This is a genomic window from Pseudomonas sp. GW460-LB5, from assembly GCF_059423245.1.
The window spans coordinates 39670-54402 of the sequence record NZ_JBWKXT010000020.1 but is presented as its reverse complement, the minus strand read 5'-3'; the positions used below and the strand labels follow the sequence as shown (position 1 = coordinate 54402).

The 14733-nt window shown below is 60.9% G+C and carries 12 protein-coding genes; all 12 read right to left on the bottom strand.

The genetic code is table 11. The features are described from left to right. Nucleotides 1-3: 3 nt before the first annotated feature. The 12 genes from AC07XM_RS14270 to AC07XM_RS14215 all read right to left on the bottom strand — a co-directional run bounded on the left by AC07XM_RS14270 (nucleotide 4) and on the right by AC07XM_RS14215 (nucleotide 14699). The gene (locus tag AC07XM_RS14270) at nucleotides 4-846 is read right to left on the bottom strand and encodes a hypothetical protein (RefSeq protein WP_016489288.1); all 843 of its coding nucleotides are present in this window, start codon (nucleotides 844-846) and stop codon (nucleotides 4-6) included. Nucleotides 847-1095: 249 nt separating this feature from the next. Then, nucleotides 1096-1878, bottom strand: a complete 783-nt coding sequence (locus AC07XM_RS14265; RefSeq protein WP_102689277.1) for a hypothetical protein — start codon at nucleotides 1876-1878, stop codon at nucleotides 1096-1098. A 12-nt stretch (nucleotides 1879-1890) separates the two neighbouring features. Continuing rightward, nucleotides 1891-2871 (bottom strand): thioredoxin domain-containing protein, encoded by a 981-nt coding sequence (locus tag AC07XM_RS14260; protein ID WP_102689278.1) that lies wholly within the window; start codon nucleotides 2869-2871, stop codon nucleotides 1891-1893. A 134-nt stretch (nucleotides 2872-3005) separates the two neighbouring features. Further along, nucleotides 3006-4325 (bottom strand): secretion/conjugation apparatus DotM-related subunit, encoded by a 1320-nt coding sequence (locus tag AC07XM_RS14255; RefSeq protein ID WP_102689279.1) that lies wholly within the window; start codon nucleotides 4323-4325, stop codon nucleotides 3006-3008. Nucleotides 4326-4379: 54 nt separating this feature from the next. Next, a complete protein-coding gene (locus AC07XM_RS14250; protein ID WP_172455929.1) occupies nucleotides 4380-4652 on the bottom strand; it encodes a hypothetical protein in 273 nt (90 codons plus the stop codon). 48 nt (nucleotides 4653-4700) lie between these two features. After that, nucleotides 4701-5900, bottom strand: coding sequence for an ATPase, T2SS/T4P/T4SS family (locus AC07XM_RS14245; RefSeq protein WP_016489293.1), 1200 nt, complete (start codon nucleotides 5898-5900; stop codon nucleotides 4701-4703). Next, a complete protein-coding gene (locus tag AC07XM_RS14240) occupies nucleotides 5897-6844 on the bottom strand; it encodes a type IV secretory system conjugative DNA transfer family protein (protein WP_224372393.1) in 948 nt (315 codons plus the stop codon). The genes AC07XM_RS14245 and AC07XM_RS14240 overlap by 4 nt, the downstream gene beginning before the upstream one ends. A 14-nt stretch (nucleotides 6845-6858) precedes the next feature. Next, complete coding sequence (locus AC07XM_RS14235) at nucleotides 6859-7359, bottom strand: DotD/TraH family lipoprotein (RefSeq protein ID WP_231995295.1); 501 nt, start codon at nucleotides 7357-7359, stop codon at nucleotides 6859-6861. A 64-nt stretch (nucleotides 7360-7423) separates the two neighbouring features. Next, entirely contained in the window at nucleotides 7424-7948 is a 525-nt protein-coding gene (locus AC07XM_RS14230; protein WP_016489296.1) for a transglycosylase SLT domain-containing protein, read from the bottom strand. 2 nt (nucleotides 7949-7950) lie between these two features. Continuing rightward, nucleotides 7951-8568 (bottom strand): hypothetical protein, encoded by a 618-nt coding sequence (locus tag AC07XM_RS14225; RefSeq protein WP_023047878.1) that lies wholly within the window; start codon nucleotides 8566-8568, stop codon nucleotides 7951-7953. 117 nt (nucleotides 8569-8685) lie between these two features. Beyond that, on the bottom strand, nucleotides 8686-11625 hold the full coding sequence (locus AC07XM_RS14220; protein WP_102689281.1) for a TraM recognition domain-containing protein: 2940 nt from the start codon (nucleotides 11623-11625) through the stop codon (nucleotides 8686-8688). Nucleotides 11626-11636: 11 nt separating this feature from the next. Then, nucleotides 11637-14699 (bottom strand): putative type IV secretion/conjugal transfer ATPase, encoded by a 3063-nt coding sequence (locus AC07XM_RS14215; RefSeq protein ID WP_016489299.1) that lies wholly within the window; start codon nucleotides 14697-14699, stop codon nucleotides 11637-11639. Nucleotides 14700-14733 lie beyond the last annotated feature (34 nt).

The following is a 14733-nucleotide window of genomic DNA, read 5'->3' as shown; positions in this document are numbered from 1 at the left end:
AAATCAGTCCTCGTGCTTTTTGCGCTTTTCCAGCATCCCGAAGAAATCATCAAGAATCTTGTTCAACATCTTTTGCGGCGTATGGCCAAAGTTCTTGGCATGTTCCGACACCCGCTCATGATTGTCGTTGCGCAAGGTGTAGGCATTGGACGGATCTTTTTTCCGGTTACGGAACGAGATCAGCCCAGAACGGCGCGCCATCGACATCATGCGCTCATAATCGGTATGCGAAATGTTGAACTTCTTGCGGATATCGACCTTGGTCAGGCGCTCGTCCGCCTTCATCAGCCGCACCGACTCCAGCATCAGGTTGTGCAACTGGTTGAGCCGCACCAGGTGATTGAAGCCACTGTCGATCTGACCTCGCTCAACGGCACCGCGGTCGGTGTCCGGCCGGGCCAGCCCGCTGGAAAGGTTTTTCAGCACGACTTCATCGGACAGGTCCAGCGGGTTTCGGTTCTTCTTGGTTTCCTTGAAATCGGGCGACTCGCCACTGAGGTAGTAGACCGAGCCCTGCTTGGCTATTTCCACTTCCAGGAACGAGCAGGCAACCATGAAAATGTCTTCAGTGCAGAGCTTGCGCGACACGCCTTGCTGAATGGCTTCGCGGCTCAGGGGTTCGCCAGCTGCGCGCATGGCGGCATGGGTGTGCTTGGTCCGCTGAATGTCCTGGACCATGTTGAAATACGATTTCAGCGGCAGCACCTTGTCGGACAGGTTGACCAGCGGGTGCAACTCTTTGACGGTGTCTGCCAGTACATCCGGCGAGGGGACCAGCAGGGACCGCAAGCCTTGGGCAAGCGACAACAACTTGGTCCCGTCTTTCACTTCATTCGCTGGTCGCATATACGTACCTAAGGTTTTCCAATCCAAAATAGTCTTAAAGTGCCTGCAGGGAGAGCAACACCCTGCTCAAGCAGAACAGCACGGAAGGCTTCGCGGCCCTTGCCTGCTCTTAATCTCCAATCCTGGAAAAGAACCACCTTCGGCACCGCTTGGCAACAATCGGGCAAAGCGAAAAGGCATTACGCCATTTCACACGCCCGCAAACCAGCGAAAGGCATAACCCATCCCTCAAGATGGAAGCAACGGCAATCATTGCGGTGCCAGGCACCCGAGATCGCCGCCTTGACCTGGGTCAAGGCCCATGGACTGAAGCGTCTGCTTGGTAAGCTCCACCTGCGCCTTGATTGACTCAGGGTCATTCGCCATCTGCTGCGCGACAGCATTTTCAATCGGCGACGGGGAGGAAGCAAGATGAGACATGGTGGCCATTACCGCAACCACTACCAATGGCGGAACAACCCAGGCCAATGCAGTCTTGCGCCGGCGCGATCGGGCCTGGCGAGCTGCATCATCGGCGGCCTGTTCGCGCAGGGCCTTGCGTGACGGTTGCGGCGCAGCCACGGGAAGCGAAGCATTAAATGCCGCCGGCTGCAGCTGCCCACCCACCCTTTGAGCTTCATCGCGCTGGAAGTAGTCGTTCAGGGCCTCGTTCAAGCATTGCGCAAGGGCCTGGCGAACGGTGTAGGCAACCAGGGCCGGATCAATGTGGGTCAGCGCGCCCTTGCGATCTGCCTCGGCATGGAATACCAGCTGCAGGGCGGCCAGCTCGTGGTTGGACAGCGCGCCAGTGGCATCCTCGATTGCCAGGCTGACGCTGCCCTTCAGCAAGCGCTGATGACCATCGTCTTCAGCCGTATCAAAACCGGCAACCAACAGGGACAACTGCTGAAACCCCTTGGGAATACGCACGGTCCGGGGCGCCCGCAGCACGTCATGGGGGCTCTGGCTGTCGAACACCACCAGCAAGTGCTCGCTCGAGCCGAAGATGCGGATGCCGGGATCGAACTCGAAGTTCGGCGCTTTGGATTTCATGTACGTTGCTCCTTAAAGTTTCCCAAAGATGTCTTCAAGTACGACGGCCTGTGAAAGGCCCGTCATCATCCTTGGCTTCCCTGTGCGGTGGTCGATGAAGAACGCAGCCGGGACACCCGCCTGTTCCTTGCCGTTGTTTTCGAACGCGGCAAACAGGAACGCCAGGTTGGTGCTCAACTGTTCGACCGTTTCCGGCGATGGCTCAGAGCGGATCTGCTCGTGCTTGCCCAGCACTCGCGCCAGCGTTTTCTGGTCCTTGGCCTGCAGGATAGTGGCCGCAAGCGGCACGCCATCTTCCGGGTTGCCCAGCGCTGCTGAGGGGATCCACTTGATCGAGTGGCCCTTTGCCGCATACGCCCGTGTCAGGTTGTACGCCTCCCGGCAGTATGGGCAGCGGGGGTCGATGATGATGTAGACGGTATCGCCAATACCGCCCTTGCCTTCCTTCACCCCGGCAAGGGAGTCGACCGTCTTCATCGACTCCGGTACAGCCCCTTTGAAACTGCCATCCATCGCTGCGGCCTCACGCACGTTCGGTGCGACAACCGGCGACATCATCGGCGCGGCAGGTGCAACAGCAACGGCTGCAGGAGCAGGAGCAGGAGCAGGAGCAGGGTTGGCGACCTGCGCAGCGCCCGGCAGGAAGGCGTCGGAGATGTTGGCGCCCGATTCAGCATTCCAGGCCACACCGGTGAACAGCACCGCAGAATCCGGGGTGCTGAACAACACCACCTGATGGCCGTTTTTTTCCACCGTCCAGGCAGTCAACCCGCCCAGGCCCACCGGGCGGGCGTTGACGATGCGGCCATAGCGCGATACCCGTTGCGCGGTCAGGTCATCGAGTTCCTGCTGTGCCTGAGTGGCCGGCGCAACGGCTTGAGCGGTGATGAAAGCAGAGAGGTCCGCCGTTTGAGCCGGGGCGGCATGGGCGACTGAAACCCCCGCCGCAAGCACCGCAAGCACGGCAACAGGTCTTGCAAACACACCCTTCATGGCTCAACGTCCTTATTAATAATCCAATACGACCGCATTCTAACAAAAAAGCAGAAAAAGGCACTAAAAAACAAAAAATGGTCATATTGAATGATGACCCTCTGACAGCGAAATGCCGGCTCAGCAGTGCCACTTCATGTCGTTTTCTCATCGTGCATCGCCTTCCGTGCCGCGGCTTCCTTCTCTTCCTGGACGGCCTCGTAACGCTTCTTGTCGGCGTCGGTATACTTGTACGCCGACATGGCCTGTTCAAGGCCATTGACTGCCTTGTCCAGCTGGGGCTCCGCCAGCGATGCACCTGCCTTGCACTCATAAAGGAAGTGCGACAGGATGCCCGGCGCCTCCGGGAACCCGGCCTGGCGCCCGATCGTCTGCAGGGCATACCACATGTCCCTGTCGAAAAAGCGCAGCCAGCGCATCTCGGCGGGAGGCAACACGCCCAGGCGCCGCGCCTGGAAGAACATGGCGAAGATAATGGTCCTGACGAACGCATGGGCATGCAGGATCGCACTGGCGTTAGGGTGCTTTATGTATTTCTGGATGATTGCCCGCGGCACCTCCAGTGGCACTTCAGGCTTCAGCCAGGCATAAGGGTCGGCGGCACCAGCGCCTTTACCCCCCTTCGCCGAAGGCGCCTTGAACTGGTCCCAACACCACGCAACCATGTAGTCGCTGTCGGCCATCGCCGCCTTGAAGGCTTCGTCATCGAGCGACGTGTCTGTGGCAACCACCCGTGGCAAGGCAATTGCCACCAGCAGGGTTTCCGCCGCAGACAAGCTGCCAACCCGGGTCCAGTGCTGGCCCAACTGACGCCGCATCACTTCGGTGGCCTTCTCACGGTCGAGCGTCGGCGCCCAGCTTCGGTCCGACTGCGCTTGCCAGCCACTGATCAGCAGATGCTCGTAGGCAAACTGGCGGGAGGTCTGCGACATGCCGAATACAGGGTGGTCCAGTGGCTGGGCGATCAGGTCGAGCTCGGCGAACATCCGCAGGTGCGGGTACTGCGCCTTGTTCTCTTGCACATAGCTCTTGATGTTGTGTGTCCGGGTGAACCTGAGCTTGGGGTGGGTCTTGTTTATGCGCAGGAACATGCGCACCGAAAGCACTACCATGAGTACCAGCAAGAACCCGTTCATGAACAGGGAGGACGTGGTAATTTCGCCCCACGCCACGTTTGAAAAGTCACGCTGGCAGGCGCCCACAATGCCGTCGGGCGCACACATGCGCCCGACCCATTCGTTGATCGACGAAATACCCGGTATGTCCGCAAAGTCGCCAAGCACGCTCGGCAACCAGAGTTCCACGTAGCGGATGTAGGTGTAGGCGGCGGAAATCTTTTCGTGGGCGAAGTACCAGGCACCCCACCCCCCCAGGTAAAGCACCACGATGATCCCTATCAATATCGCGGGATCATCCCACGTGAAACTTTTTTGCCCACCGCCTTGCTGCTTCATTCAACGCCCCTTCTGCCGCCACAAAGATTTTCGCCGGTCATGCCTGCCGTGCCCCTACCTGACCAGCTCTTTGAGGATGTTGTGGGTGGTACGCACACGCCCCACCATGAACACCGCAGCCTGACGAAAAACAGCGCGTACGGTCATTTTCTTGACCACTTCGATGTAGACCAGCCCGAGCGTCATGCACAACGCCAGCGGCAGCAGAAACTTCCACAGCGCCGGCACCAGCAACAACAGCAACCAAGGCAAGGCAGCGCTTGCGTTGATCACGAAGAAACGTGCGGGTGGAGCACTTCTGCTCCAGTGATACCGTCCTGTTGCCATGTTCTTCCCCTGAATTCTGTTGGGTAGCCTTTACCAGAGCGCCCCGGCTCAGCCGTGGCGCAAGTCGCGGGCAGCCGCTTCGTTGATCACGCCCGCTGCCAGCAGGCGGTCCGCCTCGGCAGCAAACGTATGCCCTTCATCGCGCACGAACTCGGCGACACGCTGGGTAACCCGCCCCATGTCGGTCAGGTCCATCAAGGTGTCACGCACCTGCTCGGTGAATTTCAGCCAAGAGCGCGCCGCCGTGCGCTTGCCATCGACCGTTGGCACCAGCTTTTGCGCCATCATGAAACGGCTGGTGTCGACCAGGTCGTAGATGGCCGTCGCCCGTTCCTGTTCGGGGAAACGGGAGATCATCCGGCGCATGATCGCCGCCACGTCCTTGGCGTGGACCGTGCCGAACACCGGGTGGCCAGTCAGCGACAGCTCGACCGCCGCACGAATGGTTTCCTGGTCTCGCAATTCGCCAATTACACACAGGCCGGGGGCACGCCGCATGGCCTCGCGGTTGGCCCGGTAGAAATCCTTGAAGTGCGTGGGAATTTGCGACTGCACGAAGATCGAATGCTTGCTCTGGATCTTGTCGTAGGTGAACTCGATCGGCTCTTCATGGCTGATCAGGTTGCCCTTGATCGGCGTGTCGTTTTCCAGAATGAAACGGTTGATGGCGGCAAACGTGGTGGTCTTGCCATGGCCCGTGGCCCCGGCCACATAGACGATGCCATCACGCGGCGTGGCCATTCTGACGATGTCCTCGCTCAAACCGACGTCCTGGATTCGGGGCGGGTCATCGGGAATGGCCCGGATGACAATCTGGCACGACGTATCGCCATGGCAGGCAATAGGCGAGGCGTTTACCCGGTAGGCATAACGCAGGCGGGCGCCTCGCGCATCCTTGCGCTGCGGGTCGAACAACTCGTACCGCTCGTTGACCGCCGTCCCGGACACGATATCGGTAGTGGCGGTGTCCCGGTTGGCCGCCATCTTCAACAGTTCGTTGACTTCCCCGACATCGAGCGTACGGCGGGTGACCGCATACAACCGCCCGTACTTCTTCACCACCACCGGCAATGCGGGCTGGATGAAGATATCGCTGACGCCATGGGTAAGGGTTTCCAGCATCATCGCCTTGAACTGGTCGGCGCGGTCGAAGCGAAACGGGTCTTCGTAGCTGGTCAGCCGCTCCAGGCGCTCGATCAGTGCGCCCGGCTCCAGCATCATCACGTCATCGTGGAAGTCCTGCTTCATTGCGGCCCGCCTTCACCGGCAGCGGGCTGCGTGCGCAAGCGGCTGCCACCGGGGGCCGCGAATGCCTCGGCCGCTGCAGGCTGACGGGCGGCGGCCGGCGACGGTGCCGGGTTTGCGGCACGGGCTGGCGCAGCACGTCGCACCGGATCGGCGGTGGTGGAGGTGGCAATCGAGCTGCGCCAGACATTCATGTTGTCGTTGAATTCTGGCAGCGCCGTGATGCGCAACAGGGTTTCGTCCACCGCCATCGACCGCCCTTCCTTGGTAACAGGGATGGCCGCTCCGGAGATGATCGGCAGGGTGACCTGGCCGTGGCGGGCAAACTCACTGAAACGGCGCATGCCATCGATATCGCGGTTCATCCGGTCGAAGCCGTAGGTCAGCATCAGGTTTGCCTGCTCGACGCCTTGCTTCCAGCCTTCACGTACAGCCAGTTTCCATACCCGCTCTTCCTCGTCGGAACGCGGCACCAGCGCAGAAACCAGCGAGGTGCGGTCGAAGCTGGGCAGCGGGAAGGTCAGGTACTCGCGCCAGCTTGGCGGAACGGACGAAAAGCGCGCCTGCGATTCGATCTTGTAGGCCGCCCCCGACAGGCGCAGCGTGTAATCGCCGTCCTGGTTGTACAGGTGGCGCGCCTCGGTGATCACCGGCGGCACCACGCGGTCCTGGATCATCAGGCTGCTGAAGTCATAGACCGTATCGAACTCGCGCTCGCGCACCTTCAGCGCCTTGTTGATGTTGGTGAGCTGCCAGGCCAGGCCAGCCTTTACACCGACCTGCAGCGCGGCATCGAGAATGGCTTCGCCACGGGCTGCCGATGCCTGGTTCTTCTCATCGCGCATGGCCTCGACAGCGGACTTGGCATCGCCGGTGTCGCCCTGCTGCTGAACGTAGGCAGGCTTGTCATAGAGGCGCTCGGCGTCCTCAAGGGTCATCGGGGGCATGTCCATCGCCATGTTCAGCCCCTCCCCAGCGCCAACGGTACCGGCTTGTAGATCAGGCGCAGGGTATTGGTGCTCTTGTCGAGCACCACATCGGCACCGGTGTCGATCTGCGCGCCCACATCCTTGAGCACGTTGATCGGGGTAGCCTTGCGGACCCACACGTTGATGGGCTTGAGGTCCACACGCTTGCCGCTCTCGACGTAGGCATAGCCGTAGCGGCTGGCGAAGGTCTGCAGCAGCTCCTGGGGCTTGCCGATGAAATCGATATCCACCTGGTCGGTGTCGACCGCAGCCTGGCGAGAGGCGGCTTGCACACGGTCAGCGTTCAGGCGCGACACGTAGTTGTGCTGAGAGTTGACCGCTACCGATACCTTGTCGGCGATGATCCGGCTGGCAAACGCCTCGGTGTCGTCGGTGGTCGGTTTGGCAGAACTGGCACAGCCCCCCAGCGCAACCAATGCCAGCAGCACGCCTCCGGCCTTGCAGCAGCGTGCACCCATGAGCATTCCTTTCATTTAAAAACTCCTGAAGTTTGTCATTCTGATCGACCCTGCGCAGGGGCAACCTGCGGCGGCCTGGTTACTGGTAGCTGACCACCAGCCGGTCATGGCGCTGCCGTTCAAGGTATTTGCCCCATTTCACCGCGAGCGGGATCAGGTCTTTCTTGTAGATGTCGTTGAATTTGCGGGTGCGGGAGTGGTAGTTGGCCGCACGGGTCCAGAAGTCCTGACCATTGTTCTCGGCAAGCTTCTGGCGCAGCAGCCAGGCCGCCAGCTCTGCGTTGTAGCAACCGCGCCAGGCGACATCGGATTTGGTAATGGCCGGGTACGAGGCAAATACACCTTTCGGCCCCCAGTGGGTGGTATTGATCTGGAAGTGGCCAAGGTCGAAGGTGCCGTTGCTGTTCGACACGCTTTGCCCGTTCTTCCCGCTCTCCTTGCTGGAAATGGCCAGCAGCACGTTGGCCGGCACACCCTGGCGCTGTGCGGCCTGCACGACGCAGTCGATATCCGCAGGCCGCACGGCATAGAAGTCGTCGGCCAGCACTTGCGCAGACCACAGCGCCAGCACGGCGACTACCCATTGGAGCCCGTTGCGCGCCATGTTCAGATAATCCACTTCTGATGCTGGAACCAGAACCAGAACGCGCCTTCGACAAACAGCTGCCCGGTCGAGACCTGCCAGCTGCGATAGGACTTCTTCATGCCGAATACCCACAGCGCAAAGCCGATCGACAACCAGTTCAGGGCGATCATGATGCCGGCGCCGGTCGCCAGCATGTAGACGAACCCGGCAACGGCGAAAAGGCTGGCGATGAAAAACGCCCTGGAATGCAGCCGGTGGTTGCGGGCGATACGGTCGAGTTCGTCGCGCTCGATGGTCGTCAGCTGTGCCTTGACGCGCTCATTGCGGTAGCGCGCAGCATGCTCGCGGACCTTTGTGACATTGTCCTCTTCGAACAAGGCGAAGTCACAGTTGTTGCAGCCCCAGCTGTGCAGCACACGCAGCTTGCCTTTCGGGCTCTGCTCAAGCTCCTGATGATCGCCTTCGGTCTTGAGCAGGACCCCGCGCTCGCACTCGGGGCAAGTGGGGCTGAAATTGGAACGCCACAGCGACTTGATGTGCTGGTTGCCCATGCGCAGCTGGTTCACGCCCAAGGCCGCCATGGGCATGGTGATGAACGCGAACTTCGCTGCCTTCTTCCCTGAATCGAACAACCCCATCACGTCACCCTGGCATGCAAAAATTCTAGTTTCTGATTATCTGTTAGATATCTATCGTCGTCAATTTATGACAACAATTAGAATCTGCTTCCGACCAGTGGACGGGGGGCTCGATGCCTACTCATGCGGTTTGTTCTTCATCAGCGCGCGGCATTGCGCCTGCAGTTCATTCAACCGTTCACGCATACCCGCCACATCCTGCGCCTCAGGCGCGGGCGCTACGGAGTAGGCCGTTTCGCGAGCGATGGCATCGCAGGCTTCGCGGATGCGTTCTTCGGCGGCCCACTTGTCCGACAGCGATGCAAACCCTTCACCGGCAGCCATCACTTGCATGTCGAGCATTTGCTTGGGCATGACGATTGCCAGTTCACGGGCCCATTCATCGTCCAGCGTCTGCTCGTCCGCAGCCGCAACAGCGGGCACTTCTGGCGCCACCGTGTTCCCGACGATCAGGTCCGCCACCGCCAGAATGCTCGCCTCGATCGCCCCCGGGCTCAGTGGATCCTCCTGGGCTGCCGCTACGGGCGCAGCGGGTGGCGTAACGGGTGTTTCCAGCACCTGCTGCGGAGATGGCGCAGCCGGAGCCGGCTTTTTCAACGCACCGGTCAAATACCCCCCGAGCACGGCGAACGAAGTATCCAGCCTACCCAGCAGTGGCCGGTCGGGGTCTGCGTAGTTGTGTTCGAACGCACTGTGCATACGGGCAAAGGTAGGGTCGCCCTTGACCACCGCCCGCACCCGCCTGGCGAACGAGCCATCTTTCAGGCTGTCGACAAATGCCTGGCGCGATTGCCTGTTCTGCGGAAGGTCTGACGGCTCGGGCGGCTCGACCGGGATGAAATCGTTGATGCGCATTTCTTTCGGTGCCGGGCCGGCTGTGTAGAAGCCCATGCCGCGGATAAGGGCCACACCGCCGGTTTTGCCATTCTGCGATTTCTTGCCGACCAGGAAGGTGAACTCGCCGTTTTCCTGCATGGCAACGTCGTCGTAGTTCAACCGGCTGCGCTGCTCGATGCCGATGTTGTCCGACTGGCGCAGCTTTTCGTTGCCCGCAGTACGTTCGAAATTACCCAGCATGGCCTGCGAAGACTCGGCCGCCGCGCCCTGCACGCGCCGCCAGGTTTCCGATTCGGTGCCCGAGGTCAGGCGGCCGACGGCGCGGATGTTGGTGTTTTCCCAGGTGGCATCCGCTTCTTCGGCGCTGGATTTCTTCAGCGAGGAAAAGTCCTGCGCCGCGAAGGTGACACTGAAGCCCAGGCTACGCGCCTGGGCCGGGGCCACGGCGAAGCCGACCACGGCGTAATAGCCGTATTCGTCGAGGATGGTATAGAACGGGAACTTGGAGCCCGTTGGCCGGCTGTCGATGATTTCGCGTACCACCCCTTCGACCCGGTTGCCCAGGCAGCCGGCCATCATCTGCTTGATGCTGCCTACAATCATCTTGCCAAGCATGCGCATGCTGCCAGGTGCACGCTCCAGCGCCGGCAGCAGCACCACCAGCAAGCGGCGGTTGATCACCACATCGTAGAAGTCCACGTCACCGACGCGTGTCTTGAAGATATGGCCGTAGTTGAAGGTCAGGTCGTTGAAGATCCGCCCGAGCTGCATGACGATGTAGCCGTGCTGCTCCAGGGTCTTGGTTTCCTGCTTCTTGAACTTTGCCTTCTGGTAACCCGGCAGCGTCAGCAGGTAGGAGCGCAGCGGGGCCACGATCACATCGAACATCTCGCCGTACTTGCCGCCGTGCTCCCACACCAGTTCTTCGATCACGTTCAGCTCGAAGTACTCCAGGTACTTCTCGGGGGACAGGTTGATGTGACCCTTGTCCCGCAGATAGGTCAGCGGCCGCGTCAGGGCTGCCACGAACATGATCGCCCGCCCCTTCCACATGTCGCCGCCGCCACCGGAGTCATCCATCAGCGACACGATCAGCTCGATCAACATGCCCGACGAGGTATTCCCCATCATGTTCATGTTGTTGGTCACCTTGTCGACCTGCTTCTCGACGAAGTCGCGGCCAGAGGTGATGAAGTTGATGATCAACAGGTCATCTTCGCGGCCGAGGTAGCGCGACAGGCGGAAGATTTCCTTCTGCAGCTTGGGGTCACCCTTGCCGTCGACGTAGATGAAACCCGTGTTCTGCACCAGGGCGTTGAACACGATGCCGAGCAACAGCTCGGTGTTATGGGTGACCAGGCTGTCGTCGGTGATATACAGGTGGTGTGGGTGATCGATCTCGATGCACTGGCAGGGCGCCTGCCCGGCAGCGTCTACCTTCCACACCTCGGCCCAGCCATTGAACTTGGCAGACCCACGCTTCTTGCGCACCTTGGGCAGCATCACCACCACGCCACGCCCCATCAGCTCACGGATGGCATCGGTCGTCACGGTGTGCGCTGCTTCGCTACCATCCTCGCCGCGTGTAAGCACTCGCCACAGGTGGTCACCGGTGGCCTGGGCCCTGCGGCCGTCGCGGGTGGCAATCGTCCAGATCGGCTGAACGCCCTGCTCGATCACCCGCAGCACCGCAGCCTGCTTGCCATCGGGCGTGCACACGCTGTCTCCGACCCGGATGCGGCCCATTTCCACCCAGCCGCCCGGCGTCAGCACCTTGGCATGCTTGGGCTGCGGCTTACCGGAGCCCGTGGTGCCCAACACCAGCTGGTGCGTCCTCAGGTCGCTGTCGCCGGCGTAGATCTGCTCCCGGGTCTCCAGGTCATTGCCGAAAAGGGTAACCCCCTCGCCTTTCTTTTTGCCCTTGTACGAGCCGTCATTGACATCCGCCAGCTTGGGTACCCGGTAAGGGAAATCGAAGGCACGGTTTTCGACATCGACGAACTTTCGCTTGAACACCCAGGCCAGCAGCAACAGCAGCTCACCCGAGAAGGGCACCTTGATCGAAACCAGCGCCAGGATCGGCAGCGCGAAGGTGCCAAACACTGCGCCATCAGCAGACTGGAAAAAATCGCTGAAGCGCTGCCCGGCCAGGCGCGTGTCTTTGCGCCGCCGGCTGGTGCTGACTTCATGCTGACGGGATGCGCCCTTGTACTGAGCCATCTGTCACTCCCTCACACTACGTCTTCGTATGCACTGGCGCTGATGTAGTCAGCGACCAGATCCTTGGCGATGCGCGCAATCACGGACTGCTCCATGTCGTCATCGACGAACTCGACATCCTTGAACGTCTCGCGCTTGAGCCGCTCCACCATGTCCTTGCAGCCACCCGACGGGAAGCGGCGGGCCAGCAATGCGAGTGCGTCCGGGCGCGGCATGTGCTCGTAGAGCATGGTGCGCAGTTTCCGGTCCTCGGCGGTGGTGGTCAGTGCCCACAGGCGCATCGGCCCTGCAGACATGGTGAACAGCTGGCTGTAGGTGGCGTTCTTGGTTTCGAAGCGCGCCAGGAAGGTACAGCCATGCTTGTTGGCCCCGTGCACGAAGTTGACCAGCGCATGCTCCTCGGTGTCGGACAGGCCGATGTTCTTGCGCAGCCAGTCGCGGGTCTCCTTGGTACCCGAGTCGAGGATGAAGGTGGCCGTGGCGATCTTGGTCAGCTGGCCGAAGTCTTCCATCAACTGCGAAGCCAGGATGATCTCCATGTTCCACTTACGGGCCTCACGGCCATCGGTCTGCATCTGCTCCTGCAAGCCCACGTGGCCACCGGTCTTGTGGAATTCGTCCATGCACATGACCTTGTATTCATCCACCAGGTCCGCCACCAGGCGCTCGTAGAATGGCAGGTACTTCTCGGTGAAGAACGGGAAGTCCTCCTTCGAGAAGGCCACCTTCTTCATGAAGCACTGGCGGGCGATCATGTACATCAAGGCCGTCTGCTTTTTCGCCGATGCAGAGCCTTGCAGCGCCACGTCCTGCAGGTCGAGGGCCACGATGCGGGCACTGCCCACGTCAAAGCGGGTGTGATCGGAGAACACCGGGAAGTCACCCACCGCCTCGCGGATACCCAGGATGAAGGCGTCGACCAGGCTACGCCCGACCTCGCCGGACCCCTCGTATTCGGCCCGCACCTCCTCGGTCGACGCCACCGCCACCAGGTCATTGAGGGTTGGCACCGCGTAGCGCTGGGTCACCTCTGCCTCGTACACCATGCCGGCATCGAACATCGCGTCGACCAGCTCCCAGTAGGTGGTCGCCGGAAGAATCCGGAAGCCAAGCTGCGCCACGGCAGTATCCACGACATCGTTGTGCCCCGGCTTGTAGGTTTCCGGGCTGGCCCGCTCGATCTTGTCGTCCTTGCGCCGGTAGGCCAGGTCAACCATCCGGCCGACGAAGTTGCTCATCCCTTCATAGGGTTTTTCGCGCTCGGGCGGCGTCACTAGAATGGTCAGGAAGTTCTTGTTGAACTCACGGTCTTTCGGCAGTGGATAACGTTGGCCCAACGGCGTATCCAGCGGGTTGATGCAGTCTTTCCTGGCATTCTGCAAACGTTTGTACACCACCAGGTGATGAAGCCGGGGGGGCAGGTTGTCGCGCACCAGGTCACAGAAACCGGACGAGGAAATCCCGATGTCGGTGATGCCGATGTAAGGCAGGCCGGTCAGGCCCGGCATCAGGCAGGATTCGAAGTGGTTGTTGTTCATCAGCACCGACTTGCCCGAACCCGGCTTGCCTGCGATCAGCGTGATCCAGGTGGTCTGCTGAGACGAGAAACGCTGGTACTTGAGGATCTTGCCGTCCAGGCTGCGGTAGATGGTCGAACCCTCCTGGAACGGCGAGGCTGGCCGGGTCAGCGGCAGCATGGCCACGGCATCGCCAAGCGGCGCTGCGGCAGGGTCGCCAAGATGCTTGGTGGTCAAGGCCAGGCAGTTGGACTGGAACGCCTGCATCGGGTTGCCGGTACGCTCGATGAACACCGGTTGGCCCCACGACTCCAGCGTGCGCCAGAGCTTCGACTTGCGCAGCGCAAGCTCCTTCACGCCTTTCTCGTCCGGGCTGGCCCAGGTCATGGCGGCAACCTGCAGCTTGACCATGCACTCACCGTCACGCACCCGCTCGCGCAGCTCCTTGGTGGCCAGGTTGATGTTGCGGTTCTGCTCGGAGGTTACCGAAAGCAACTGGGCAAACAGGCTTTTCCAGGCCAGCACGCTCATGCCATCGGACGACAGCATGATCGACACCGAATACGGCAAGGCGCGTGACACACCGTTTTCCTGGGTTTCCGCGCGGTTGAGGCTGTTGAACAGGGTGTTGAAGTATTGCGGCTCTGCCGGTGGAATCGACATCAGCAACGGCGCATACACGCGCGAGCCAACCCGCACGCTGGTAGGGTCGGGCAGCAGACTGGTGCGCTCGCCACTGCCGATTTCAGCCGACGTGACCATGATCTGGCTGGGCAGCGTTGGGTACATGAACTCTGACATGTCCCCACTGCGCTTGCTGGTCTTCCAGCGCATCGGAATGGCGCTGCCCGGAATGTAGGGCTTCCAGGTACGCGGCGTGATGTCGGGGTTCACCTTCGCGCGGATGGCGCGGATTGCTTCACTGACGTCGAGCACATCCGCCGAGCAACCGAACTCGGGGGACGTCAGGTCTTCGGAAATCTTGGTGACAAAGGAAAGGTGGCGGTCCTTGAGGTAGGAAATGGGCCGCAACAGGTTCTGCGCTTCGGCGGTGGCCGGCCATTCCGATGCCTTCCTGAACTCGTTCAGCGCCTCGCGCGCCATCGACCGTTCGGTCTGGTCAAGCAGCGCGGGCCGCGACCAGAACACCAGGTAGCATTCTTCGTCATACACATACTGGGCGTACTTGCTCACGCCCTCGTTGATCAGGTGCCGCACGTTGAGGTTCAACCGCTCGGCAGTTGCTGCCTGCTGCGAGGCGTTCTGCTCCAGCGGCGCAGTCGCATCCAGGTCGCGGCTGAAGACAATCTGCAGGTGATGGCCGCGCACCTTGAAGTACACCGAAAGCGACGCTTCCAGCAGGCTCACCAGGCGCTCGAACTGTTCGCGCCCCAGTACGCTCTTGGTGCCGTTGAAACGTACGATGGACGCCAGTGAACCGTCGTTGGCGACGATGGACTGCCCACCGTCGACCGTTTCAAGGTCGCAATAGTCCTGCACGTCTGCCTTGAGCTGGCTCAGAACCGTCAGGATCACCGCCTCGAGTTTGTTAAACATTTCCTTGTTCTTCCTGTGTAAGGTTCTCAATGGC